The organism is Staphylococcus kloosii, from assembly GCF_003019255.1.
Classification (GTDB): Bacteria; Bacillota; Bacilli; order Staphylococcales; family Staphylococcaceae; genus Staphylococcus; species Staphylococcus kloosii.
On sequence record NZ_CP027846.1, the window covers coordinates 1,421,228 to 1,446,412 of the forward strand.

The following is a 25,185-nucleotide window of genomic DNA, read 5'->3' on the forward strand; positions in this document are numbered from 1 at the left end:
TGTGGAAAAATCATACATTAACCGGTTTAGTTATTATTGACAGATTTAAGTTGAAGATAATTATGAGGCAAGGTTGATATGGCTATAGTGCCATTTATATATTGATATAAAAAATGACAGTGTCTATTAAAGAAGACATTGTCATTTTTTAAATTTATTAGTTTTTGTTTATTGCTCATTCTTAAATTGACCGGCTGAAGTACCTGCAACATGTCCAGTTACAAGGGCGCTTGTAATATTATAGCCACCGGTATAGCCATGAATATCGAGTACTTCTCCACATAAAAATAATCCTTCACTTATTTTTGACATCATAGTTTTAGGATGTAGTTCTTTTAATGACACGCCACCACCAGTAACAAATGCTTTATCTAAAGGTAATGTCCCATTGACTGTGAATTTAAAGCCTTTGAATAGATTAACTAGGTCGGTAATTTTGGCATTAGAAAGATGATGTGACGTTAAATTATCATCTATTTCGGCTTGTTTTAGCATAAAGAGTAAATAGCGTTCCTCGATAAGGCCATGTAAACTATTCTTAATTGCTTTATCAGGCGCTTCTTTAAGTAAACCACGTATTTGTTGTTCGACTTGATCATGGTTTAATTCTGGAAAAACATCTAATTGCATAAATATATCTTGCTTCTTTTGATTTTTTTGTTCTTTATAAACAAATTGACTACATCTTAATGCGGCTGGGCCACTAACGCCAAAATGCGTAAATATCATGTCCATTTGATGCGTAATTCGTGTTTTGCCATTTTTCTTTAACACACTTAATGCAACATCTTTTAGACTTAAGCCTTTTAATTCTTTGGATTTAATAAAGGGTTCTGGTGAGGTAATCGGTACTTCAGTTGGGAACAATTCCGTAATTGAATGACCCAATGCCTCGGCAAATTTATAACCGTCTCCTGTCGAACCAGTTTGAGGCACACTAGTACCTCCTGTTGCAATAACGATAGTATGTGATTGGAATGTTTTTTGATTATCTAGTATAACCGTATAGGTACCATCTTGTTCTACATTAATAGCCGTTACTGTCGTTTCTTCCAATACATCGACGTTATTAATATTCAATGTATTAACTAATGCATCAACAACGTCTTGTGCTTTGTTGGAGATAGGGAACATTCTACCATGATCTTCTTCTTTTAATTTAACTTCTCTGCTTTCAAAGAAATTAATAATCGATTCATTATCAAATATCGAAAATGGGCTATATAAAAACTTACCGTTGCCTGGTATATTTTTAATAATTTCTTCATAAGGTAATCTATTTGTTACATTACAACGACCGCCACCCGAAATTTTTAATTTACGGCCTAATCCTTTTTTCTTTTCAATTAATAAAATATTAGAGTTTTCTTGACTGGCGGCAACTGCTGCCATTAATCCACTAGGTCCTCCACCAATAATAATAGTTTGATACATTGCTATGCCTCCATTAGAGTTATTCTTTATTTAATATATGGATAATAAATTAAACGTTATTTTAGTTTATAAATTTAGGAAAGTAGAACTTATATTGTCTTACTTTTTCATTAGTAACATTATATAAAATATAATATATCTTTACTTATTGCCAACTTTTAATTAAAATTTTCTAGGTACATAGTGAAAGATACGTAAATTTTCGAGAGATTAGTAAACTCATGCATGTACTTATGTGCCACCTAGTGTAATATATATTTATAAGACTATTTTTTATAGCTATGTTATATTAATATTGTTTTGAAAAAATATAGACAGCACGTTATTATGAAGTTTACGATTATTAAATTTAATTTGAGATAGGAAGATACAAATGAGTGAAAGTAAAGAATTGGTCCGAGGCACCTTCCTAATTACACTTAGTATATTAATTACCAAGGTGTTAGGTGTCCTATTTATCATTCCATTTTATGCAATTGTTGGGGGAGAAGAAAATTTAGCGCCTTTTAACTACGCTTATCAACCTTACAACATTGCAATAGCTGTAGCAACAGCAGGAGTGCCTTTAGCGGCTTCAAAATATGTATCAAAGTATAATGCTTTAGGTGCATATAAAGTCAGTCAGAAATTATATAAATCAAGTTTTATCGTTATGACAATAATGGGTGTAGTAGGCTTTGCGCTACTGTACTTCTTAGCGCCTAATATTGCGTCAATAACATTAGCACGTGAAGATGGTGTTAAAGGCGGATGGTCAGTAGCAGATATTACTTGGATTATTCGTATAATTAGTGTAGTTGTTATCTTTATTCCATTGTTAGCTACATGGAGAGGTGTATTCCAAGGTTACAAGTCTATGGGACCTACGGCTGTTTCGGAAGTTACGGAACAAGTTGCAAGAGTGCTATTTATTTTAATAGGTAGTTATTTAGTGTTAAACGTTTTTGGTGGTTCAGTGTTATTCGCCAATGGTGTTGCAACGTTCGCAGCTGCAATTGGTGCAATCACAGGTATTATTACATTATGGTACTACTGGGTTAAGAGAAAGCCGAATATTGATAAAATGGTAGAATCAGATACTACAAATATCGATGTACCATATGGGAAGATGTACAAAGAAATTCTTTCGTATAGTATTCCATTTGTTATTGTGAGTTTAAACTTCCCATTATTTAATATGGTTGACCAGTTTACACACAATAATGCATTGGATTTGGCTGGCGTGCCTCAGAAGATGCATGACTACTTCTTCTCAATATTAAATATGACAACAAACAAAATTGTTATGATTCCTACATCATTAGCATCTGGTTTTGCTGTTAGTTTGATTCCATTCATTACAAAAACATATGCTGCAGGCCAAATAAATGAGATGCAAAGACAAATTCGTGCTTCTCTAGGCGTATTAATGTTTATAACTGTTCCGGCAAGTTTAGGAATTATGGCATTATCTTTACCGTTATATACTGTGTTTTATAGTTATAATACTGATGGTAGCCAATTATTATTCTATTATGCTCCTGTAGCAATTCTTATTGCGTTACTTAGTGTGACGGCTTCAATGCTACAAGGGATTGATAAGCAAAAATTAACCGTTTTTGTAATTATTTCTGCAGTTGTCATAAAAATTATTTTAAATACACCATTAATTTATGCGTTCCATACTGCAGGTGCAATCTTAAGTACAGCCATAGCACTATTATTTGCTATTATTTGTAACTTTATTATTTTGAAAAAATATGCACATTTTAATTTTACAGAAACATGGTTACACTTTAGTAAAATTTTCTTATACGGTTTTATTATGATGATAGCGGTAGAAATTTCATACTTTTTAATACAACTCGTAATTTCACCACAATCTAAAATAGGATCACTTATTATTGTAATTGTTAGTGTTGTCGTAGGTATGTTAGTTTACGGCATTATCACTATGAAAACACATCTAGCAGATGAATTTTTAGGTGAGTTACCAAATAAGATACGTCGCAAGTTAGGAATTATAAAATGAGATTAGATAAATTTTTAGCGAACATGGGGGTAGGCACACGAACTGAAGTTAAAACTTTGTTGAAAAAAGGAAAAGTAACAGTAAATGACAAAGTTGAAAAATCGCCTAAAAAAAATATTGATGCTGAAGCCGATAAAATCTATTGTGAAGGTAAGTTAATCGAATATATTGATAAAGTATATTTTATGCTAAATAAACCCAAAGGTTATGTTTCGGCAAATGTAGACGATCAACATTCGACGGTTATTGATTTAATCAGTAGCTATGAGCATTTAAATATTTTTCCAGTCGGTAGATTGGACAAAGATACTGAAGGTTTGTTACTTATTACAAATGATGGGGATTTTAATCATCAATTGATGAACCCATCAAAGCATGTACCTAAAACTTATGAAGTAATTTCTAAAAATTCTATTACAAAAAATGATATAGAATCATTTAAAACGGGTATTGAATTACATGATGGATTAACCCAACCTGCATTTTTAGAATTTACGGATGATGAATTTAAATCATTTGTAACAATTTATGAAGGAAGGTATCATCAAGTTAAGCGCATGTTTCATGCAATTAACAATGAGGTTCTTGCGCTTAAACGTATAAAGATTGGCGATTTAGCACTTGATAGACAACTAGCATCTGGTGACTATCGTCAATTGACCCCGCAAGATTTTAAATTATTGGGGCTAAAATAAATAAAGAGGTGTGAATTAGATATGGCAAAATTATTTAAAGCAGTATTAGGAATCGGGGGAGCTGTAGCAGCTATCGTATTATCTAATAAAGATAATAGAGACAAACTTAAAAAAGAATATAATAAATACAAGTCTAACCCAGAATCATATAAGCAAAACGCTAAAGAATTCGCTAGCCAAATAAGTGATAAAGCTAGTGAAACAATTAACGAAGTTAAAGAAGATCCAAAAGGTTATGCAAGTAAAGTTAAAGAAGACCCTAAAGGTTTCCTAAACGAACAAAAAGCTCACTTCAAAGGTGAAAAGGGTGAAACTTCTGAAGAAATTCAAGAAGGCCGTTTTGACGATGAAGGACCAAGTAACCCTAGTAACAACTTACATGTAGTTACTGAAGAAGAACTTAAAAATAATAACAATAAATAATGTTTGATTTTTATAGGCTTAATTTGATGTATATCAAATTAAGCCTATTTTTCTTAAGAATTATGACAGTAACTAAAAATATATTAATGTAGCTATGCAACTGTTTTTTTGTGCAATATAACAGATTATTTTTTGATAAATTCTGTCATCTCACTGTAGTTTAATGGTAACATCATGTAAAATGGACTTTAATTAGATTTATAGAAAGAAGTGATCATGTATGTGGAAAGAAAAAGTACTTGAGTATGAAAATCAAATCATTGATGATTTAAAAGGATTATTATCAATAGAAAGTGTTAGAGATGATGACAAAGCTTCTGAAGATTATCCAGTAGGACCAGGTCCTAGAGAAGCTTTAGATTACATGTATAAAATTGCTGAACGTGATGGTTTTAGCACACATGATGTTGATCACATCGCTGGACGTATTGAAGCTGGACAAGGTGATGAAGTATTCGGTATTTTGTGTCACGTCGATGTAGTTCCAGCGGGAGATGGTTGGGATTCTGATCCGTTTGACCCCGTTGTAACATCTGATAAAATTGTTGCGCGCGGAACGTTAGATGATAAAGGTCCAACCATTGCAGCTTATTATGCGGTTAAAATTTTAAATGAAATGAATGTTGATTGGAAAAGAAGAATACATATAATTGTTGGTACAGATGAAGAATCTGATTGGCTATGTACAGAACGTTATTTCAAAACAGAAGAAATGCCTACATTAGGTATTGCACCAGATGCAGAGTTCCCTGCAATACATGGTGAAAAAGGTATTAGTGTCTTTGATGTCGTTCAAGCAGAACAAGCAGAAGACATTGATGAACCAGATTATGAATTACATTCTTTCGAATCTGGACAAAGATATAACATGGTTCCAGATGATGCATCAGCTAAAGTATTAGTTAAAGAAAATATGACTGATGTTATTCAAAACTTTGAACAATTTTTAGTTGAGAATAATCTTGAAGGTGGCAGTACTGTTGATAGTGGCATTTTAGAACTTAACGTTAAAGGTAAAGCGGTACATGGTATGGATCCATCAATCGGTGTGAATGCTGGTTTATATTTACTGCATTTCCTATCTCAATTGAAATTGGATAAAACAGCTGCTAATTTTGTGAAGTTTAGTGAACAATATTTATTTAATTCACACTTCGGCGAAAAAATGGGTATGAAATTCCATACAGACAGCATGGGTGATGTAACGACAAATATTGGCGTTATTAAATACGACAACCAAAATGGCGGTAAATTTGGCATTAATTTACGTTATCCTGAAGGTTTTGAATACGATAAAGCAATGAATAGATTCGATGAAGAAGTTAAAGCGCTTGGATTCAAATTAGATTTAGGTAAAAATCAAGTGCCTCATTACGTAGATAAAAATGATCCATTTGTTCAAAAATTGGTACAAGCATATAGAAATCAAACTGGCGACAACACTGAACCGTATACAATCGGAGGAGGAACATATGCCCGTAACCTTGATAAAGGGGTTGCATTTGGTGCTATGTTTGAAGACTCTGAAGATTTAATGCATCAAAAAAATGAATACATTACTAAAAAGCAATTATTAAATGCGACAAGTATTTATTTAGAAGCCTTATATACACTTTGTGTGGAGGGATAAACTATGACAAAAGTATTAATTAATGAAAAACTTGTAGAAGAAAATGAAGCTAATGTACCTTACAATGATAGAGGTTATAACTTTGGTGACGGTATCTATGAATACGTACGTGTGTACAATAATAGATTATTTACTGCGCGACCTCACTTTGAAAGATTATTAAGAAGTGCAGATGAAATTGGTTTAGAATTAAATTATACTGTCGATGGTCTAATAGAACTTGTACAAGAATTAATTTCGGCTAACAAAGTTGTTACAGGTGGCGTTTACATCCAAGTAACAAGAGGTGTGGCACCTAGAGACCATGCATTCCCTACACCTTCTGTTCAACCAATGATTACTGGTTTTACAAAATCATATGACAGACCTTATAAAAATTTAGAAGAAGGTATTAACGCTGTTACTACTGAAGACATTCGCTGGTTAAGATGCGACATTAAAAGTTTAAATTTATTAGGTAATGTGTTAGCTAAAGAATATGCAACAAAATATAATGCGCAAGAAGCAATTCAACATAGAGGAGATACAGTTACTGAAGGTTCTTCTAGTAATGCTTATGCAATTAAAGATGGTGCTATATATACGCACCCAACAAATAATCTGATTTTAAATGGTATTACACGTAAAGTAATTAAAGAAATTGCTGAATCAAATGATATTCCATTCAAAGAAGAAGCATTTTCTGTTGATTTCTTAAAACAAGCGGACGAAGTAATCGTTTCTAGTACTTCAATTGAAGTAATGCCAGTTGTAAAATTAAATGGTGAAAATGTTGGGGATGGTCAAGTAGGCCCAATTACTAAGAAATTACAAGAAGGCTTTACGAATTATATTGAAAACAATGAAGAAATTGCACAAGAAATAAATCGATAAAAATGTAAAAAGTCAGTTGGAATTGTGGTATAATTTCAACTGACGATATTTTATGATTCAATTAATACATCAAAAGTAAAATGTGACTATTTGTTTATCATTTTTGGTTGAAATAAAGTCGTAATCATTATAAAATCTTTAATGAGCTTAAAATTCCAATTAAGTGTAGCAATCTTAAAATTACAAAAATGTAGCGTTCATTTTATACAAAGTGATTTAAAACATCACCATATTAATAACTGATTAGTATCGTGATGTTTTGAATTACTCAAGTTGTAATGGGACAATTAAATCTCGTGCAAGATTTAATATTACAATTATTAAACTTATATTTTTGTTTCACAATTTATAATATGGCTCTTGAAAAAGGATTTTCTAGGGGCCTTTTTCTTTTTGAAAGTGAGGTGAACGTAGTGGAGCAGTTTTATCAATTAGGGTGGACACTTGATTCAGCGGGTGGTGCTTCAGGTGAAGCTTATATGGCTGAACAAGATGGTCAAAAATTATTTTTGAAACGTAATTCCAACCCATTTATAGCAGCATTATCTGCAGAAGGAATTGTACCGAAATTAGTATGGACGAAACGTATAGAAACAGGTGAAGTTGTAACTGCACAGCATTGGAAAAATGGCAGAGAACTTTCATTTAAAGAAATGCATCAAAAAAGAGTTGCGCACTTATTAAACAAAATACATAATTCAAAGACCTTACTAAATATGTTGAAAAGAATGGAAATGGAACCCATTACGCCAGACATTATGCTTCGTAAAATAAATGCTTCATTATCTAGAGAAGTATTAACACACCACGTAGTTAGAAAGGCACTCACATATTTAGAAGAACATATACCTAATTTAGATCCACGTTTCTTTACAGTAGTCCATGGTGACGTTAATCATAACAACTGGTTGCTATCCGACCACGATGAATTGTATTTAGTAGATTGGGAAGGTGCAATGATTGCAGACCCTGCTATTGATTTAGGTATGTTGCTCTATAACTACGTAGCCGAAAGTCAATGGCCAGAATGGTTAGACACTTATGGAGTTAAAGATACATTTAACTTACAAAAACGAATGAAATGGTATACCGTTATTCAGTCAATTGGTATGATTCAATGGTATGAAGAACAAAAAAGATATAAAGATATGAATACGTGGCTTAAGTTTCTTAACGAAGTAATGGAACATAACGCGTTTATTTAAGGAGTATTAATAATGAGAATGCGATATAAGCCTTGGGCAGAGGATTACTTAAAATCTCATCCCAATATTGTTGATATAGATGGTAGTCACAATGGCAAAATGACCCAATGGTTCGATAAAGAGCAACCAATATATATCGAAGTAGGTTCAGGAATGGGTCAATTTATTACTACGATGGCTAAAAATAATCCTGATATAAATTTTGTCGCTATTGAGCGAGAGAAAAATGTAATGGTCAAAATCTTAGATAAAGTTTTAGAACAAGAACTTAATAATATCAAATTAATTTGTAATGATGCAGGCGAATTAACGGACTTTTTCACTGAAAATGAAGTTACGCGTATCTTTTTAAACTTTTCAGATCCGTGGCCAAAAAGACGTCATACGAAAAGAAGATTAACTTACGCTTCTTTTTTAAGTCTGTATCAAACTATTTTAATAGAAGATGGAGAAATCCATTTTAAAACTGATAATAGAGGCTTGTTTGCTTATAGTTTAGAGAGCATGACTCAATTTGGAATGTATTTTACAAAAATAAATTTAAACTTACACCAAGAAGATGACGAAGATAATATTGAAACTGAGTATGAAAGAAAATTCTCAGATAAAGGTTCTCGTATTTATCGCATGGAAGCTAAGTTTCATAAATAAACAGTAACGTTGTTCATTTTAATGAACAACGTTTTTTTAATGTCTAAAAATGTTAATTATATATATAAATGCGTATAATAAAGTTAAAAGGAACTATTGATAGGAGGCTAATTATGAAATTGGGTCATTTTAATATTCACCAATTAAATGGCGGAATTACAAATATTGATGGTGGGGCTATGTTTGGTGTGGTACCTAAACCTTTATGGACAAAAAAATATAATGTGAATGACAAAAACCAAATAGCATTACCTACATATCCAATTTTAATACAAAATGACGAAAAGCTAATATTAATCGATACTGGTATGGGTAATAATAAATTATCTGACAAGCAAAAGAGGAATTTTGGGGTAGATTATGAGAGTAATATAGCTTCGGATTTAGCAGAACTTAATCTTACGCTCGAAGATATAGATGTAGTTATAATGACACATATGCATTTTGATCACGCTTGTGGTTTAACGACTAAAGATGGTGATGCAGTATTTAAAAATGCCACTCATTATATTCAGCAAGACGAATGGCATGAGTTCCAAAGTCCGAATATTAGAAGTAAATCTACATATTGGGATAAAAACAATGGTAGCTTCCGTGAAAAGCTGATTCTTTTCGACAAAGAAATGGAAGTTTATCCAGGGGTGAAAGTATTCCATACAGGAGGTCACAGCTTTGGGCATTCAATTGTTACCATTGAAAGTGAAGGAGAAAAAGCTGTCCATATGGGAGATATTCTGCCAACAAATGCACATACTAATCCATTATGGGTAACGGCTTATGATGATTATCCAATGCAATCTATTAGAGAAAAAGAGAGATTGACACCATATTTCATTCAAAATGATTTTTGGTTTTTATTCTATCATGATGAAAATTATTTCGCACTAAAGTACGACAAAGAAAATACTCAAACAATCGTTGATTCAATAAAGCGCAAATAAAAAATGAGGTAATGACTAAGTCGTTACCTCAAATTCGTTTTCAATGATATCTATAACTGTACCTGTTTTAGCATCAACGTAGAAATCATAATAAGTAAAGCGATCACTATTAAAAGTTGTGATGCCACCACGGTATACGGTATAAACTGTGTTGTCTTTTTCATATGTAGTAGGTTCTTCTAAAATATATGAACCCACAACGTGCATAAAGTAAGTTTTAACTTCATTGATAACTTTGTTTGGATTTTTAAAGTTATGAGTTAATAATTTTTTGCTTAAAACAAGACTACTAATAAGAATAATACCGAGCATAGGTATAATAATAAGCCATGATTTTTTGTTTAACATATTTAACAACCCCCAAATAATCATAATATTAGTTTATCATAATGCAAATGATATAATAACTATTAAGGAGTGAATGAAAGTGCAAATTGATAAAAATAAGACTTTAGAACGAATGAAAACATTAACTGAATTGCATGGAGCGCCTGGTTTTGAAAGTGATGTCAAAACTTATATTAAAGAACAACTTACACCTTATGTAGATGAGTTTGTATATGATCGTATGGGTGGCATATACGGCGTAAAAAAATCTAAAAAAAATAATAGTAAGCGTGTAATGGTAGCTGCTCATATGGATGAAGTTGGTTTTATGGTAACTCATATTACCGACAATGGCATGCTTAAATTTACTAACTTAGGTGGCGTTGCTTCTGATATATGGCAGGCACAAAGATTAAAGGTTAAATCAAGAACTGGAGAAGAAATATCAGGAATTGTCTCTAACATTCCCAAACATTTTAGAACAGGTTCAGAAGGTGCTCCTAAAATTGAAGACTTAATGTTGGAAATAGGTTGTGAATCAGCTGATGAAGTCCGTGCGAGAAACATCGAAATTGGTGATTCTATAGTGCCAGACACACCTTTTACTCAACTTTCTGAGCATAGATTTAATAGTAAAGCGTGGGATAATCGTTATGGTTGTCTTATTGGTATAGAATTACTAGAATTGTTAAAAGATGTTGAATTAGATGTGGATTTATATGTTGGCGCTAATGTACAAGAAGAAGTTGGACTACGAGGAGCTAAAGCTGCGGCTGAATTAATCAAACCTGATGTCGCTTTCGTGGTAGATTGTTCACCTGCTAATGATATGAAAGGTAAAAACGAATTATCTGGTGCATTAGGTGAGGGGACTTTAATCAGAATAAAAGATGGAACGATGATTTTAAAACCAACGTTCAGAGACTTCTTATTATATGTAGCGTCTACGAATGACATTAATCATCAATACTATATCTCACCAGGTGGTACTGACGGTGGTGAAATTCATAAGGCAAATGAAGGTATTCCAACGGCGGTTATCGGTGTTTGTGCACGATATATTCATAGTACCAATTCGGTATTTGATTATCGAGATTATGAAGCTGCTAGAGCTTTATTATCAAAAAGTATTGAAAGTCTGAATGATAATAAAATTGAAGCATTACAATATCAATAATTTTTGAGGTGGAACAATGAAAAATTTAGAAAACGAACAACAATTTGAAGAGTTGAAACAACAACAAACTGTATTTTTATTTACTGCAGGTTGGTGCCCAGATTGTAAAGTTATCGAGCCAGACTTACCACAGTTAGAAGAGAAATACACTAACTATCAATTTATATCAGTCGATAGAGATCAATTTATGGATATTTGTATTGACCATGGTATTATGGGGATTCCTAGTTTCTTAGTATATAAAAACGGCGAACAGTTAGGTAGCTATATAGGAAAAGAACGAAAATCAATTGCACAAATAGATGATTTCTTAGCTTCATTATAAATTGTAGTAGATGTATGTTAGACTACAAAAGTTATAAAACTATACCCTTAGAACACATATTTTTTCTGTTCCTAAGGGTATATTTATTGTAAAATATATAAAGGCATTAAATTAGGAGTGTTAACTTATGAATGTATTTCTAATGAGAGATAAGTTAAAATCACGTTTAGAACATTTAGATGTTAAATTTAATTTTAATCGTGAAGATGAAACTTTACGTATTTATAGAACAGATAATGGTAAAGGCGTTACGATTAAGCTTAATTCAATTGTAGCTAAATACAAACAACAAAATGACAAAATTATAGATGAAATTGTGTATTATGTAGAAGAAGCGATTGGTCAGATGAAAGATACAAGCGTATCAGAACTAGATGATATTCAAGTTATGCCCGTGTTACGTTCTCCAAGTTTCGATAAAGAGGATAAAGACGGAAACAAATTTGTAATCGATGAACATACTGCTGAAACTAACATTTATTACGCATTAGATTTAGGTAAATCTTATCGTTTAATTGATGAAACGATGTTAGAAGAGCTTAATTTTACTCAACAACAATTGAAAGAAATGGCATTATTTAACGTAAGAAAGTTAATGAATTCGTATACTACTGATGAAGTAAAAGGTAATATTTTTTACTTTATAAATTCAAACGATGGTTATGATGCAAGTAGAATATTAAACACAAGTTATTTAAATGACTTTGAAAAACAATGTGAAGGCGAAATGTTAGTGGCGATTCCACATCAAGACGTCTTAATTGTTGCGGACATTAGAAATAAAACGGGTTATGATGTTATGGCACACTTAACGATGGAATTCTTTACCAAAGGATTAGTACCGATAACATCATTATCTTTTGGCTATGACAGTGGTCATTTAGAACCTATATTTATTCTAGGGAAAAATAATAAACAAAAAAGAGACCCTAACGTTATTCAACGTTTAGAAGCAACACGTAAAGCATATGAAAATAAAGATGGAAAATAAGGAGAATATAGTTTATGAATCTTTTTTATAATAAAGAAAAAGTAGGCGACGTTGCCTTTTTACAAATTGACCCACAAGAAGGACCATTTAATTATGAAACTAAAGGTGATATTGTACAAATCACCAAAAACGATGATGTAGTAGGCTATAACATTTTTAATGCGTCTAACATCGTTAATATTGAGGGTAATGGACATATAAAATTAACTGATGAAATAGTAAATAATTTTAATCAAGCAATAAAAAATGCTGGTTTTAATGATGAATTAGATGCCGATTTATCACCTAAATTCGTAGTAGGCTATGTAGCAACAAAAGATAAGCATCCAGATGCTGATAAATTAAGTGTATTGTCAGTGGATGTTGGAAATGACAAACTTCAAATCGTGTGTGGCGCACCTAATGTGGAAGCTGGACAAAAAGTTGTTATAGCTAAAGTTGGTGCTGTTATGCCAAGCGGTATGGTTATTAAAGATGCTGAATTGAGAGGCGTTGCATCTAGTGGTATGGTATGTTCAATGAAAGAACTCAACTTACCTAATGCACCACAAGAAAAAGGTATAATGGTCTTGTCTGATGAGTATGAAGTAGGGCAACCGTTTTTTGAATAAAATTAGGAGGTAATGTCAATATGAGCTGGTTCGACAAATTATTTGGAGAAGAAAAAGACTCAAATGAAGACTATCTAAATAACAGAAATAAACGTCGTCAAAAAGCTAATCAAAGTGATGAGCAAGACACATTACTTCCTCAGAATAATGATGTATATGATCGCCCTAGAGGTAAATTTAGATTCCCAATGCGTGTCGTCGAAGAAGCTAATCAACAAGATGACAATGTAGACTACACTGCTCATCAAAAAAGCGAAGATACACATCATTATCGAGATGAATCTCAAAATCATAAACAGGTCGATAATAAACGACACAGAAGACGTCGTGAGGACGTGAGTAATGAACAACAACAACGTCAAACTAAAAATGGCGATACACAAAAACATGATTATAAATCTAATGCAAAGAAATCACATGTTAGCATACAAACAGAAGTATTAAGAGCACAATCATCCTCAAAAAATACGGAACATAATACCTCAAGACATTCTGATTTTAGAGCTACTGAAGTGCCATCTGCGATATTTGGTACTAAAAAAAGACGTCAATTAAAGAATGGTGTTATTCCTTCTGAGGATGAAGCGGATACGATTGATGACAGCTATCAACAAACTGAAAAGACTCAAAATACTGACACTGCTACTTCTCAAACAACTACAAATGTTGAAAATGAAGCTACTGAAGATAATCTATTGTCAAATCAGTATGATTCTGATGCAGCAACTAATAATTTTGAAAAAGATGTACATTCAGATGACGTAGAACCAAGTACAGATGCAGTTAATACAACGCCTAAAGCTGCGAAAAAAGACAATACGATTAATATTAATAACTTTTATGCTTCTCAAATCGTTGAAGAAATAAGACGAGAAAGAGAACGTAAAGTTTTAAAAAAACGTCAATTTAAAAAAGCGTTACAACAAAAACGACAAGAACAAGATGATGCAGAAAAAGATAGCATCCAAAAAGCAATCGACGAAATGTACGCTAAACAAGCACAACAATATATTGGTGATAGTTCATTAGATGATAGTGATAAGCATTTACAAAATGATGATGCAACATTAGAACATGAATCTCAAAATGACGAAGAAGACGAATCACTTAATATATCTGATGAACATAATCATTTCAAATATGAAGAAGTTGACTTAAATAACGTAAGCGATGTACATACTGTCCAAGATGAGGACGTAGAAATAAATTCAAGTGAAGCTGAAACGTATAATACGATTGAGGTACCACAAACTTCAGAAGAAAATTATGACGATAATGAAGAAATAGCAGAAACTGATGATGATACGCTTCAGCAAACTGATAATGACTCAGAAACTGATGTATCAGATGCCGAATATCGTGAATTAGGTGAAGGTCATGAAGATCTATCTAAGGATGTTGGTGAATCACAAGACGTAGAGGAACATAATGTACAGTCAGATGAAGATAATGCGTTGGTAAGTGAGCCGGAGTCTGTCGAAAATGACGATACTACTAACGTTGATGAAGGTAAGTCTAGTAGTTTGTCTTCTACAAACATGGATAAGTCTGAGTATCGTGATGTAGAGGTAGCGCATCAAAGTAAAGCACAACAACCGAAAAATACACCAAATAATAAAAACGCTGCGATTAAAAAATCAGCAAAACCATTCAATGTAGTTATGACACCATCAGATAAAAAACGTATGATGGATGCACGTAAGGCTAAAATCGTGAATGTACCTAATTTAGAACCTGAAGTATCTAGTCCATCTACAAATGAAGAGGACGACGAAGATGTAAACATTAACAATTCAATTAATGAAGATCTTAATGCTACTTCGACTTTAAATGAAGATGTGAAAACATATGTTGACTCTGATAATAATAAGGAAGTCGACACGTTAAATAATGATGCTTCAAGTGATATGGTGGACGTACAACATAATAATAATGACAATAATCAAGTGAAGTTAAATAACGACAATGAACAACAAAGTTATGAGACGAGAACAATCCGAAGAGGTCCAAGCTTGAAATTACCTGACGTATCCTTATTAGATAAGCCAGAAGAACATGAAATTGATAATAGTTGGATTGAAGAAAAGAAACAGGAATTAAATGATGCATTTTATTATTTCAACGTACCTGCAGAGGTCCAATCTGTTACTGAAGGTCCAAGTGTTACACGTTTTGAATTATCAGTAGAAAAAGGCGTCAAAGTGTCTAGAATCACTGCTTTACAAGACGATATTAAAATGGCACTTGCCGCTAAAGATATACGAATTGAAGCACCGATACCTGGAACTAGTTTAGTCGGTATAGAAGTGCCAAATCAATCTTCTACAAAAGTTAATATAAGATCAATTATTGATACGGATGAATTTAGAAGTGCAGAATCTAAATTGACTGTAGCGATGGGTTATCGTATTAATAATAAACCGTTATTAATGGATATTGCCAAGACACCTCATGCGCTCATAGCAGGTGCGACAGGTTCAGGTAAATCTGTTTGTATAAATAGTATTTTGTTATCACTTATTTATAAAAACCACCCAGAAGAGTTAAAATTATTACTTATCGATCCTAAAATGGTAGAATTAGCACCATATAATGATTTACCTCATTTAGTTTCGCCAGTAATTACTGACGTCAAGGCAGCAACGCAAAGTTTAAAATGGGCTGTTGAAGAAATGGAACGCCGTTATAAACTATTTGCTAAATATCATGTACGTAACATTACAGCATTCAATAAAAAAGCAAATTATGAGGATAGAATGCCTAAAATTGTTATAGTTATTGATGAATTAGCTGATTTAATGATGATGGCACCACAAGATGTAGAACAATCTATAGCTCGCATCGCACAAAAAGCACGTGCTTGTGGTATTCATATGTTAGTAGCTACACAACGACCATCAGTTAATGTTATTACTGGACTTATTAAAGCTAATATTCCAACAAGAATTGCCTTTATGGTATCATCTAGCGTGGATTCTAGAACGATTCTAGATAGTGGTGGTGCAGAACGTTTACTAGGTTATGGTGACATGCTTTACCTAGGAAGCGGTATGAATAAACCAATTCGTGTTCAAGGTACATTTGTTTCAGATGAAGAAATAGATGATGTTGTTGACTTTGTTAAGCAACAACGAGACCCTGAATATCTGTTTGAAGAAAAAGAATTATTGAAAAAAACTGAAAGTGCGCCACAAGATGATTTATTTAATGATGTATGTAACTTTATGGTACAAGAAGGACATATTTCAACATCGTTAATACAAAGACATTTCCAAATTGGATATAATCGTGCAGCAAGAATCGTCGATCAATTAGAACAACTCGGTTATATTTCAGAATCAAATGGTTCTAAACCAAGAGATGTTTATCTAACTGAAACTGATTTAAATGAATTAAATAAATAAAAAAGGGAGTGTTTAAATGACACATTATCATTTTGTCGGTATAAAAGGTGCTGGGATGAGTTCGTTAGCACAAATCATGCACGATCTTGGAAATGAAGTACAAGGTTCTGACATTGAAAGCTACGTCTTTACAGAAGTAGCACTTAAAAACAAAGGTATTAAAATTCTACCTTTTGACGCAAACAACATTGAAGAAGACATGGTGGTAGTTCAAGGTAATGCATTCCCTGACACACATGAAGAAATCGTCAGAGCACACGAATTAAAATTAGATGTGATACGTTACCATGATTTCTTAGGACATGTTATTGACCAATATACTTCAGTTGCGGTTACTGGAGCTCATGGTAAAACATCAACTACTGGATTATTATCTCATGTTATGAATGGCGATAAAAAAACGTCATTCCTTATTGGAGATGGTACAGGATTAGGTATTCCAGCAAGTGAATACTTTGCTTTTGAAGCATGTGAATATAAGCGTCACTTCTTAAGTTATCATCCAGATTATGCAATTATGACTAATATTGATTTTGACCATCCAGATTATTTTAAAGACATAGATGATGTGGTAAGTGCCTTTCAAGAAATGTCTCATAATGTAAAAAAAGCTATCATTGCTTGGGGAGATGACCCACATTTACGTGGCATTCAAGCTAATGTGCCGGTTTATTACTATGGTTTTTCAACGAATGATGATGTATACGCCGACAACATCCAAATTAGTGAAAAAGGCACTCAATTTGACGTTTATATTAATAATAAATTCTTCGATACATTCTTATCACCTCAATATGGTGACCATAATATTTTAAATGCTTTATCTGTTATCACTATCAGCTACCTTGAAGAGCTTGATATCGATAATATTAAAGAAGCGTTAGAGACATTTGGTGGTGTAAAAAGAAGATTTAATGAAACAAAAGTAGTAAATCAAGTACTTGTTGATGATTATGCGCATCATCCAAGAGAAATTAGTGCTACAATTGAGACAGCAAGAAAAAAATATCCAAATAAAGAAGTCATCGCAGTTTTCCAACCACATACTTTTAGTAGAACAAAAGCGTTTTTACAAGAGTTTGCTGATTGTTTAAGTAAAGCCGATCACACTTTCCTATGTGAAATATTTGGTTCTATTAGAGAAAATTCAGGCAACCTAACGATTCAAGATTTATTGAAACGTATAGATGGTGCACAATTAATAGACGAAGATAGTGTTAATTTATTAGAACAATATAGTGATGCTGTGGTATTATTTATGGGTGCTGGTGATATACAAAAAATTCAGCGTGCATATATGGAAAATCTCGATGTTGTTAATGAATTTTAATATGTTTATGTTAAAATGAGTTGGGTATTAAAATAAAATAACAACATAGTTTACTAGGAGGCGTTTTTAATGGAATGGATTTTACCCATTGCTGGAATTATCGCGGCAATAGCTTTTCTAATTTTAGTAATTGGAATTGTTGCAGTATTAATTTCAGTTAAGAAAAACTTAGATCACGTAGCTAAGACACTTGACGGTGTAGAAGGTCAAGTTCAAGGTATTACACGTGAATCAACTGATTTACTTCATAAAGCTAATCGTTTAACTGAAGATATTCAAGGTAAATCAGAAAGATTGAACTCAGTAGTTGATGCTGTGAAAGGTATCGGTGACTCTGTTCAAACATTAAACGGTTCAGTTGACCGCGTAACTAATTCTATTACGCACAATATTTCTCAAAACGAAGATAAAATTTCTCAAGTAGTTCAATGGTCAAATGTTGCAATGGAAATTGCAGACAAATGGCAAAATAGAAGAAATCGTAGAGAAAGTGCAAACTACAAAACAAGTAGCGTAGCAAACGATGCTAATCATAGCTATACTACTCGCGTAGAGAATAAATAACTTATATACTTACACAAACAAATGCACTTAAATGAGGTTGTTACTTTATTTAAGTGCATTTGCTATAGGAGGAAATCATTATGACATATTATAACCGTGATAATTATGAAAGAAATTTAGAGCGTTATGAAGTTCCTGAAGAGTATAATAATGAAGATAGAAGTAACTTTGTCTATGGCTTTGTAATTGGTGCAGTTATCGGTACGGCAATTGGTTTAGTCACTACGAAATCAAAACGTAATAAAGGTTTTGAACAAAGTACGAGTGAATTTAGATCTAGTATTATTAAACAATCAGAAGAACAACGTCAACAAGCAGAAAATGAAGTTAATAATATTAAATCTTCAGTTAGTAATTCTGAAATTTCAGCTCAAAAGGCTGCTATTCAAGAAGAATCTGCTGAAAACAATTTATCTAACCCAGCAAAACATGAATCAACAGATGATTCATCCAAAACAGCAGCAACTGTAGGCGGTGTAGCTGTCGGTGCCACTGCTGGTACAACAGCAGGTTTAGCTGCAAATAAAGATGAGTCTGATAACGAACAACAATCATCAGAAGGAACGCCTTCTAATAAGGAATTAAGTGCACAACAAAATGCTATCCAAAAAGAATCTTCTCAAAATGATTTAGCAGATCCATCCGTATCAAATGATGATAACAAAACGAATGCAGTAGCTGGTGGAGCTGCGGCAACTGCCGGAGCTGGAGCTGTTGCAAGTAATGCTGGTGACAGCCAAGCTACAACAGACAGTACACAACAAAATGAAGATACTGCGACGTCATCAGAAGATAGTAATAAAGTAAGTGCAGACAAATTAGCTCGTGCTGCAAAAGAAAAGCATGAAGCGATGTTTAACGATAGCGTCGTAGCACAAAATACTAAAAAATTATTACAACCTGAACAACCAGCTGATGGTCAATTTGACGGAGACGTGCCTAATTTAGTTACAAAAAGCAGTAACGTTAAAGACGATGACTTTAAATTAACTGATTCAAAAGCTGCTGCAGCTGCAGCGGCTGGAACTGCAACAGTAGGAGGAGCTGCTGGTGCTGCCTCAGTTGCTTCTGATAACGAAAAATCATCAAATAATGCTAATGCAACAACTAAAGATAATAGTAAGTCAGGTAGTTCTGAGTCTGATTCAGCAGAAAAAAGAGTTGAACAAACACATGAAACAGTAGTTTTCAAAAATGGCCATATCGTGCATGACAAAGCATCTAATAACTTAGCTAATAATAATAGTAAAAGTGAAGCAACAGACAGTAATGTAGAGTCATCAAAAGAAACAAATTATAAAAAGAATAGACCTTCACAAAAAAATTCAGGTGAAAAAGCTTCAAGTAAAATAGATAAGAAGACATTTAATGATTAATGCGTAAGTATATGTTAAGAACACGACTAAGTAAAATATAAGTCGTTGTATTAAAGACAAACCTAACTTAAACGTTAAGTTGGGTTTGTCTTTTTATTTATGAACCAACAACAATAAATTATCACTGACGTTAAAGAATGGATTTGCAGATTAGACAATAATAAAATGTTGCATAAGGTGTATAATTTTCTCTAGCAAATGACTGAAAATTCAGTTATCATAAGAGTTATTCTATTTTAGAAGTCAAAATATAAAATCTATACTTGAACTTCGGATAAGATATTGTTACAATAATTTTCAACATATATTTTACTGCTTTAAAGCAGAATAATATATACAGTTTAAATATTTTCATAGAGGTGAATAAAATGTCAGATAAATTAAAAGAATACAGAGATGAAATTGTTGAAATTAACGATGAAATTCTAAAACTATTATCTAAAAGAGGGAAAATCGCTCAAAAAATAGGGGAAGAAAAACGTAAGCAAGGTACACTTGTATATGACCCTCAACGCGAAAAAGAAATGATTAACGTGCTTTTAGATAATAATGAGGGACCGTTTAATGATAATGTGATTAAACAATTATTTAAAGAAATTTTTAAAGCCTCTACTGATCTACAAAAATCAGAAAATGAAAAACATTTATATGTATCAAGAAAATTAAAACCAGAAGACACTATTGTTCAATTCGATAACGGCGGTATTATTGGCGACGGTAATAAATCATTTGTCTTTGGCCCATGTTCTGTTGAATCACAAGAACAAGTGGATGCAGTAGCAGCTGATTTACATGCTAAAGGTGAGAAATTTATTAGAGGTGGCGCTTTTAAACCACGTACATCACCATACGATTTCCAAGGATTAGGCGTAGAAGGATTAAAAATACTTAAAAACACTAAAGATAAATACGATTTAAATGTAGTAAGTGAAATCGTAAATCCAGCAGACTTTGAAATCGCTGATGAATATTTAGATGTTTTCCAAATTGGTGCGCGTAACATGCAAAACTTTGAATTACTTAAAGAAGCAGGACGCACTAAGAAACCTATCTTATTAAAACGCGGTATGTCAGCTACAGTTGAAGAATTTATTTTTGCAGCTGAATACATTGCAGCACAAGGTAACAACAACATTATCTTATGTGAACGTGGTATCCGTACTTACGAAAAAGCAACTAGAAATACATTGGATATTTCTGCAGTACCTATATTAAAACAAGGTACTCATCTACCAGTAATGGTCGATGTAACTCACAGTACTGGTCGTAAAGACATTATGTTACCAACTGCTAAAGCAGGTTTAGCTGTTGGAGCAGATGGTATTATGGCTGAAGTTCATCCTGATCCATCAGTTGCTTTAAGTGATAGCGGTCAGCAAATGGACTTAAAAGAATTTGATAATTTCTACAACGAAATGAAACCATTAGCAGATATGTATAATAGTAAAAAAATTAAATAATTTTTCATAAATTATTCATCATATACCCTTATTAAATGCTAAATTTATTTTTAGCAGACTAATAAGGGTATTTTTGTGGTAAAAGGTGTCATGGTGGCTTTGACAGTATTGTGACATTAAAACAAATTTATTTGCGTAGAATGCAAAATGTGGTAAACTTTGAAAATGTGATGAAAACAGGATATAATAATAAATAAAACGCTTACAAGGAGGAAGTTATGACTGTTACAATTTATGACGTAGCGCGCGAAGCAAGAGTTTCAATGGCGACAGTTTCACGCGTAGTTAATGGAAACCAAAATGTTAAACCTGAAACTAGAGACAAAGTTAATGCAGTAATTGAAAAATTAAATTACCGCCCAAATGCTGTAGCACGAGGCTTAGCAAGTAAAAGAACAACAACGGTAGGTGTAATAATCCCAGATATTTCTAATGTTTATTACTCTCAATTAGCAAGAGGACTTGAAGATATTGCTACGATGTACAAATATCATTCAATTATTTCTAACTCTGATAACGATCCTGTTAAAGAAAAAGAAATTTTTAATAACTTATTAAGTAAACAAGTTGATGGAATTATCTTTTTAGGTGGTACGATTTCAGAAGAAATTAAAGAGTTAATTAACAAATCTTCTGTACCTGTAGTTGTATCTGGTACGAATGGTAAAGATGATGGTATTGCTTCTGTAAATATCGATTTTAAAACAGCTGCTGAAGAGGTAACTGAGGAATTGATTAACAATGGTGCCAAAGAGTTTGGTTTCGTTGGAGGTAATTATTCTAAAAAAGCACAGGATGAAGTGCTTATTGGTTTGAAAAATGTATTGTCTAAACACAATTTATCATTAAATGAAAATCAAGTATTTAATGGTAATGAAACGTATAAAGATGGTATTCGTGCTTTTGAAGCATTGGATAAATCAAATTTAGATGCAATTTTATCTATTAGTGATGAACAAGCTATCGGCCTTGTACATAGTGCACAAGACGAAGGTGTTAATATCCCTGATGATATTCAAATCGTAAGTTTTAATAATACTAGATTGGTAGAAATGGTGAGACCGCAATTATCTAGTGTTATCCAACCGTTATATGATATCGGTGCAGTAGGGATGAGACTGTTAACAAAATACATGAACGAAGAAGAAATTGAAGAACCAAATGTTATTTTACCGCATAGAATTGAATATCGTGGTACAACAAAATAATATAATTACAGTGAAACCAATCGATTATTAAAATATATTGATTGGTTTTTTATTTTTTTGTGACTTATGTTTTTATTTTGAGCTGCGCTTTCCAACGGGAAAGGCTCGAGCCTGTAGTCTCGAGACTCTTTCTATTCCGTTAGGAGTCTTGCTCAAAATAAAAGTGTGTTAATGAGAATGGAGACAAAAGTGTTCTTCGGATAATCATTTAATTCATCTTTGTTTTTTATTTTAGGAAGTGTGATGTGAGTAATATATTTTGAGCTGTGCTTTCCAACGCGAAAGGCTCGAGCCTGTGGTCTCGAGACTCTTTCTATTCCGTTAGGAGTCTTGCTCAAAATAAAAGTGTATAGATAGGAATGGAAGTAACAAGAGCTAAGTTATATTAATAATTTGGATAGCCATTACATTCATCTTTATTTTTTATTGGGAAGTGTGATGTGAGTAATATATTTTGAGCTGTGCTTTCCAACGCGAAAGGCTCGAGCCTGTGGTCTCGAGGCGCTTTCTATTCCGTCAGGATTTTCGCTCAAAAATTGTCGTTAATGATAATATAAATAGGCAACTGCTAGATAATGTTATAGCAGTTGCCTGTTTTTAATTTTTGGCTATGTAATTGTTAGAACCAAGATTTTACTAAATTAGCGACTTTTAAATTACTTGCGCTGATTTCTGCTGTTCTCGGTATATAAGGATAGTCCTTTAATTCGTCTTTCCAAGTAGTAGATAGTTTACAAGGAGCATATTGTTGCCATTTATTTAACCACTTCTGTGGAAGTTGTCCTTGTGGTTTTGATTCTCCAATAAGTGCTAAAAATACATGTGACCAAGCACGTGGCACGACTTCCCATATATTATAACCACCACCACCAAACATTAAGACTTTACCGTCTGTATATTCATCTGCTAATGCTTTAATAATGTATGGTATTTCATAAAGTGCATCTAATGTGCAACTCATATGAGTCAATGGATCTAAATAATGAATGTCGACCCCATGTACACTTACGATGATATCGGGTTTATACGACTTGACGATGGGCGTGATCGTACTTTTAAAAGATTCTAAATAAGATTCATTTTCTGTGAACGGTTCGAGTGGCACATTAACGGTACGGCCATAGCCTTTTTCATCGCCGCGTTCGGTGTAATGACCTGAACCAGGGAACAAAAACTTCCCAGTCTCATGAATAGAGTAGGTTAATACATCTTCATTTGTATAAAAGCTCCATTGTGTGCCATCGCCATGATGTGCATCTGTATCGATACATAATACTTTGCAATTATAATGTTTAATTAAATATGCGATAGTAATGGCGACATCATTATATATACAAAAACCGTTAGCGCGTCCTGGTAAAGCATGGTGCAAACCGCCACCTAAATGACAGCCATTTGTTAGTTTATTCGACATAATGTCATCGGCTAAATTTAGTGCGCCACCCACAATTCTGGCACTATGCTTGTGCATGTGTTGAAACTGAACTGTATCTTCACCATCAATGCCGTACTTTTTGGCTTCTATGTCGCTTAAAATACCGTGTGAGGCATGCTTCATGGCTTGTATATAATCATAGGCATGAATTAACAATAATTCATCTTCGGTGGCAATTCGAGGTTTCACTATATGACTGGTCTTGAGATAGCCTAAATCTTGCAACAATTCAGTTGTTAATTTCAATCTCATTTGGTTGAATGGATGATCATTTGCGAAACGATATTGAAGTAACTCATTCGCATATACATAACCCGTTGTTTCAATGTTACTCATAAAATTTCTCCCCTTTAAAAGAAAAAGCGATTCATATAGCGAATATCATCAAAGTCTTGTAATTGTTTAATCGAAATACGAGAACCAATTCTCGCCATTAAACAATTTGCTGGATGACTTGTTATCTCTGGATCATCAGTTGCAAAAACTTCAAGGCCCCCATATCCCATTAATTTTTGCATTAATTTTTTATATTCATAAACGTCTAGTCCAGAGTTTTTTAAGTCCCAATGCCAATAATATTCAGTTGTTATAATAATATAATCTTCTACTTCGTCTTGAGACAGACTTAATTTAATTAATTCTGTACCTAAATGCAAATAACGATAAGGCAAACTAATTTCGATAGCACCGAGTTCAATTAGGTATGGTAACTTGCCACTAGACCAACGTTCTAATGGATCTGGATAATGATAAGTGACATAGCCAATAATATGTTGTTTATCTCTTAAAACAAAAATTCTTCCTTCTGGTAATTCGCTAATTTCTTTGATGGCCTCAAATTGTTCATTTGGATATCTAAATGAATGTAAACCTTCATCAAAAGTCATATGCTCTAAATCTTGTATAGGCACTGGTCCTTCAATAATATATTGGTTATTATCAATGTCATATGATTGCTTCACATATGTTTTTTTGTGCTCCATATTTTTTATCCACCACCTTTATATATATTATAACAATTATTATTAATGATTATTATAATTGATAGTATTGTAAATTAACACAATAAAATACACTTTTATTTTTTTGAAAATTGGGTATATTTTAGATATAA

The 25,185-nt window shown here is 32.8% G+C and carries 22 protein-coding genes; 18 read left to right on the forward strand and 4 right to left on the reverse strand.

Going from position 1 to position 25,185, the window contains the following annotated elements:
- Nucleotides 1-168: 168 nt before the first annotated feature.
- The gene (locus tag C7J89_RS07145) at nt 169-1,434 is read right to left on the reverse strand and encodes a BaiN/RdsA family NAD(P)/FAD-dependent oxidoreductase (protein WP_103296108.1); all 1,266 of its coding nucleotides are present in this window, start codon (nt 1,432-1,434) and stop codon (nt 169-171) included.
- A gap of 373 nt (nt 1,435-1,807) precedes the next feature.
- Here C7J89_RS07145 and C7J89_RS07150 point away from each other — a divergent pair, with 373 nt between their 5' ends.
- From C7J89_RS07150 to C7J89_RS07185, 8 genes are all read left to right on the forward strand, one after another.
- Nucleotides 1,808-3,445, forward strand: a complete 1,638-nt coding sequence (locus C7J89_RS07150; RefSeq protein ID WP_103296123.1) for a putative polysaccharide biosynthesis protein — start codon at nt 1,808-1,810, stop codon at nt 3,443-3,445.
- The gene (locus C7J89_RS07155) at nt 3,442-4,140 is read left to right on the forward strand and encodes a pseudouridine synthase (protein WP_103296124.1); all 699 of its coding nucleotides are present in this window, start codon (nt 3,442-3,444) and stop codon (nt 4,138-4,140) included. Before C7J89_RS07150 ends, C7J89_RS07155 begins: the two co-directional genes overlap by 4 nt.
- A gap of 21 nt (nt 4,141-4,161) precedes the next feature.
- A complete protein-coding gene (locus C7J89_RS07160; RefSeq protein ID WP_061854404.1) occupies nt 4,162-4,563 on the forward strand; it encodes a YtxH domain-containing protein in 402 nt (133 codons plus the stop codon).
- Between the two features lie 220 nt (nt 4,564-4,783).
- Nucleotides 4,784-6,193 carry a dipeptidase PepV gene (gene pepV, locus C7J89_RS07165; protein WP_103296125.1) on the forward strand — a complete coding sequence of 470 codons (1,410 nt, stop codon included), beginning with the start codon at nt 4,784-4,786 and terminating at the stop codon, nt 6,191-6,193.
- 3 nt (nt 6,194-6,196) lie between these two features.
- Nucleotides 6,197-7,066 carry a D-amino-acid transaminase gene (gene dat / locus C7J89_RS07170; RefSeq protein WP_061854405.1) on the forward strand — a complete coding sequence of 290 codons (870 nt, stop codon included), beginning with the start codon at nt 6,197-6,199 and terminating at the stop codon, nt 7,064-7,066.
- Nucleotides 7,067-7,479: 413 nt separating this feature from the next.
- Nucleotides 7,480-8,271 (forward strand): phosphotransferase family protein, encoded by a 792-nt coding sequence (locus C7J89_RS07175; protein ID WP_061854406.1) that lies wholly within the window; start codon nt 7,480-7,482, stop codon nt 8,269-8,271.
- Between the two features lie 12 nt (nt 8,272-8,283).
- Nucleotides 8,284-8,922 (forward strand): tRNA (guanosine(46)-N7)-methyltransferase TrmB, encoded by a 639-nt coding sequence (gene trmB, locus C7J89_RS07180; RefSeq protein ID WP_061854407.1) that lies wholly within the window; start codon nt 8,284-8,286, stop codon nt 8,920-8,922.
- 113 nt (nt 8,923-9,035) lie between these two features.
- Nucleotides 9,036-9,863 (forward strand): YtnP family quorum-quenching lactonase, encoded by an 828-nt coding sequence (locus C7J89_RS07185; protein WP_103296086.1) that lies wholly within the window; start codon nt 9,036-9,038, stop codon nt 9,861-9,863.
- A 15-nt stretch (nt 9,864-9,878) separates the two neighbouring features.
- Here the strand turns inward: C7J89_RS07185 and C7J89_RS07190 are convergent, their stop codons facing one another.
- Complete coding sequence (locus tag C7J89_RS07190) at nt 9,879-10,211, reverse strand: hypothetical protein (protein WP_103296087.1); 333 nt, start codon at nt 10,209-10,211, stop codon at nt 9,879-9,881.
- A 79-nt stretch (nt 10,212-10,290) separates the two neighbouring features.
- On the opposite strand from C7J89_RS07190, the gene C7J89_RS07195 reads away from it, so the two are divergent.
- From C7J89_RS07195 to ccpA, 10 genes are all read left to right on the forward strand, one after another.
- On the forward strand, nt 10,291-11,367 hold the full coding sequence (locus tag C7J89_RS07195) for a M42 family metallopeptidase (protein ID WP_103296088.1): 1,077 nt from the start codon (nt 10,291-10,293) through the stop codon (nt 11,365-11,367).
- 16 nt (nt 11,368-11,383) lie between these two features.
- Complete coding sequence (locus C7J89_RS07200; protein ID WP_061854411.1) at nt 11,384-11,692, forward strand: thioredoxin family protein; 309 nt, start codon at nt 11,384-11,386, stop codon at nt 11,690-11,692.
- A gap of 127 nt (nt 11,693-11,819) precedes the next feature.
- Entirely contained in the window at nt 11,820-12,683 is an 864-nt protein-coding gene (locus C7J89_RS07205; protein WP_103295505.1) for a DUF1444 domain-containing protein, read from the forward strand.
- Between the two features lie 14 nt (nt 12,684-12,697).
- A complete protein-coding gene (gene ytpR, locus C7J89_RS07210; protein ID WP_103295506.1) occupies nt 12,698-13,294 on the forward strand; it encodes a YtpR family tRNA-binding protein in 597 nt (198 codons plus the stop codon).
- A gap of 20 nt (nt 13,295-13,314) precedes the next feature.
- Entirely contained in the window at nt 13,315-16,698 is a 3,384-nt protein-coding gene (locus C7J89_RS07215) for a DNA translocase FtsK (protein ID WP_103295507.1), read from the forward strand.
- A 16-nt stretch (nt 16,699-16,714) separates the two neighbouring features.
- Nucleotides 16,715-18,028: a UDP-N-acetylmuramate--L-alanine ligase gene (gene murC / locus C7J89_RS07220; protein WP_103295508.1), complete on the forward strand. Its 1,314-nt coding sequence runs from the start codon at nt 16,715-16,717 to the stop codon at nt 18,026-18,028.
- 69 nt (nt 18,029-18,097) lie between these two features.
- The gene (locus C7J89_RS07225; RefSeq protein WP_061854416.1) at nt 18,098-18,592 is read left to right on the forward strand and encodes a DUF948 domain-containing protein; all 495 of its coding nucleotides are present in this window, start codon (nt 18,098-18,100) and stop codon (nt 18,590-18,592) included.
- Nucleotides 18,593-18,672: 80 nt separating this feature from the next.
- A complete protein-coding gene (locus C7J89_RS07230) occupies nt 18,673-19,968 on the forward strand; it encodes a hypothetical protein (protein ID WP_103295509.1) in 1,296 nt (431 codons plus the stop codon).
- 368 nt (nt 19,969-20,336) lie between these two features.
- Nucleotides 20,337-21,428: a bifunctional 3-deoxy-7-phosphoheptulonate synthase/chorismate mutase gene (locus C7J89_RS07235; protein WP_061854418.1), complete on the forward strand. Its 1,092-nt coding sequence runs from the start codon at nt 20,337-20,339 to the stop codon at nt 21,426-21,428.
- A gap of 218 nt (nt 21,429-21,646) precedes the next feature.
- Nucleotides 21,647-22,636, forward strand: coding sequence for a catabolite control protein A (ccpA, locus tag C7J89_RS07240; RefSeq protein WP_061854419.1), 990 nt, complete (start codon nt 21,647-21,649; stop codon nt 22,634-22,636).
- Between the two features lie 619 nt (nt 22,637-23,255).
- Here ccpA and C7J89_RS07245 read toward each other — a convergent pair.
- Together C7J89_RS07245 and C7J89_RS07250 are read right to left on the reverse strand one after the other, a co-directional pair.
- Nucleotides 23,256-24,407 (reverse strand): acetoin utilization protein AcuC, encoded by a 1,152-nt coding sequence (locus C7J89_RS07245; protein WP_103295510.1) that lies wholly within the window; start codon nt 24,405-24,407, stop codon nt 23,256-23,258.
- 14 nt (nt 24,408-24,421) lie between these two features.
- Nucleotides 24,422-25,054 carry a GNAT family N-acetyltransferase gene (locus C7J89_RS07250; RefSeq protein WP_103295511.1) on the reverse strand — a complete coding sequence of 211 codons (633 nt, stop codon included), beginning with the start codon at nt 25,052-25,054 and terminating at the stop codon, nt 24,422-24,424.
- Between the last annotated feature and the right edge of the window lie 131 nt (nt 25,055-25,185).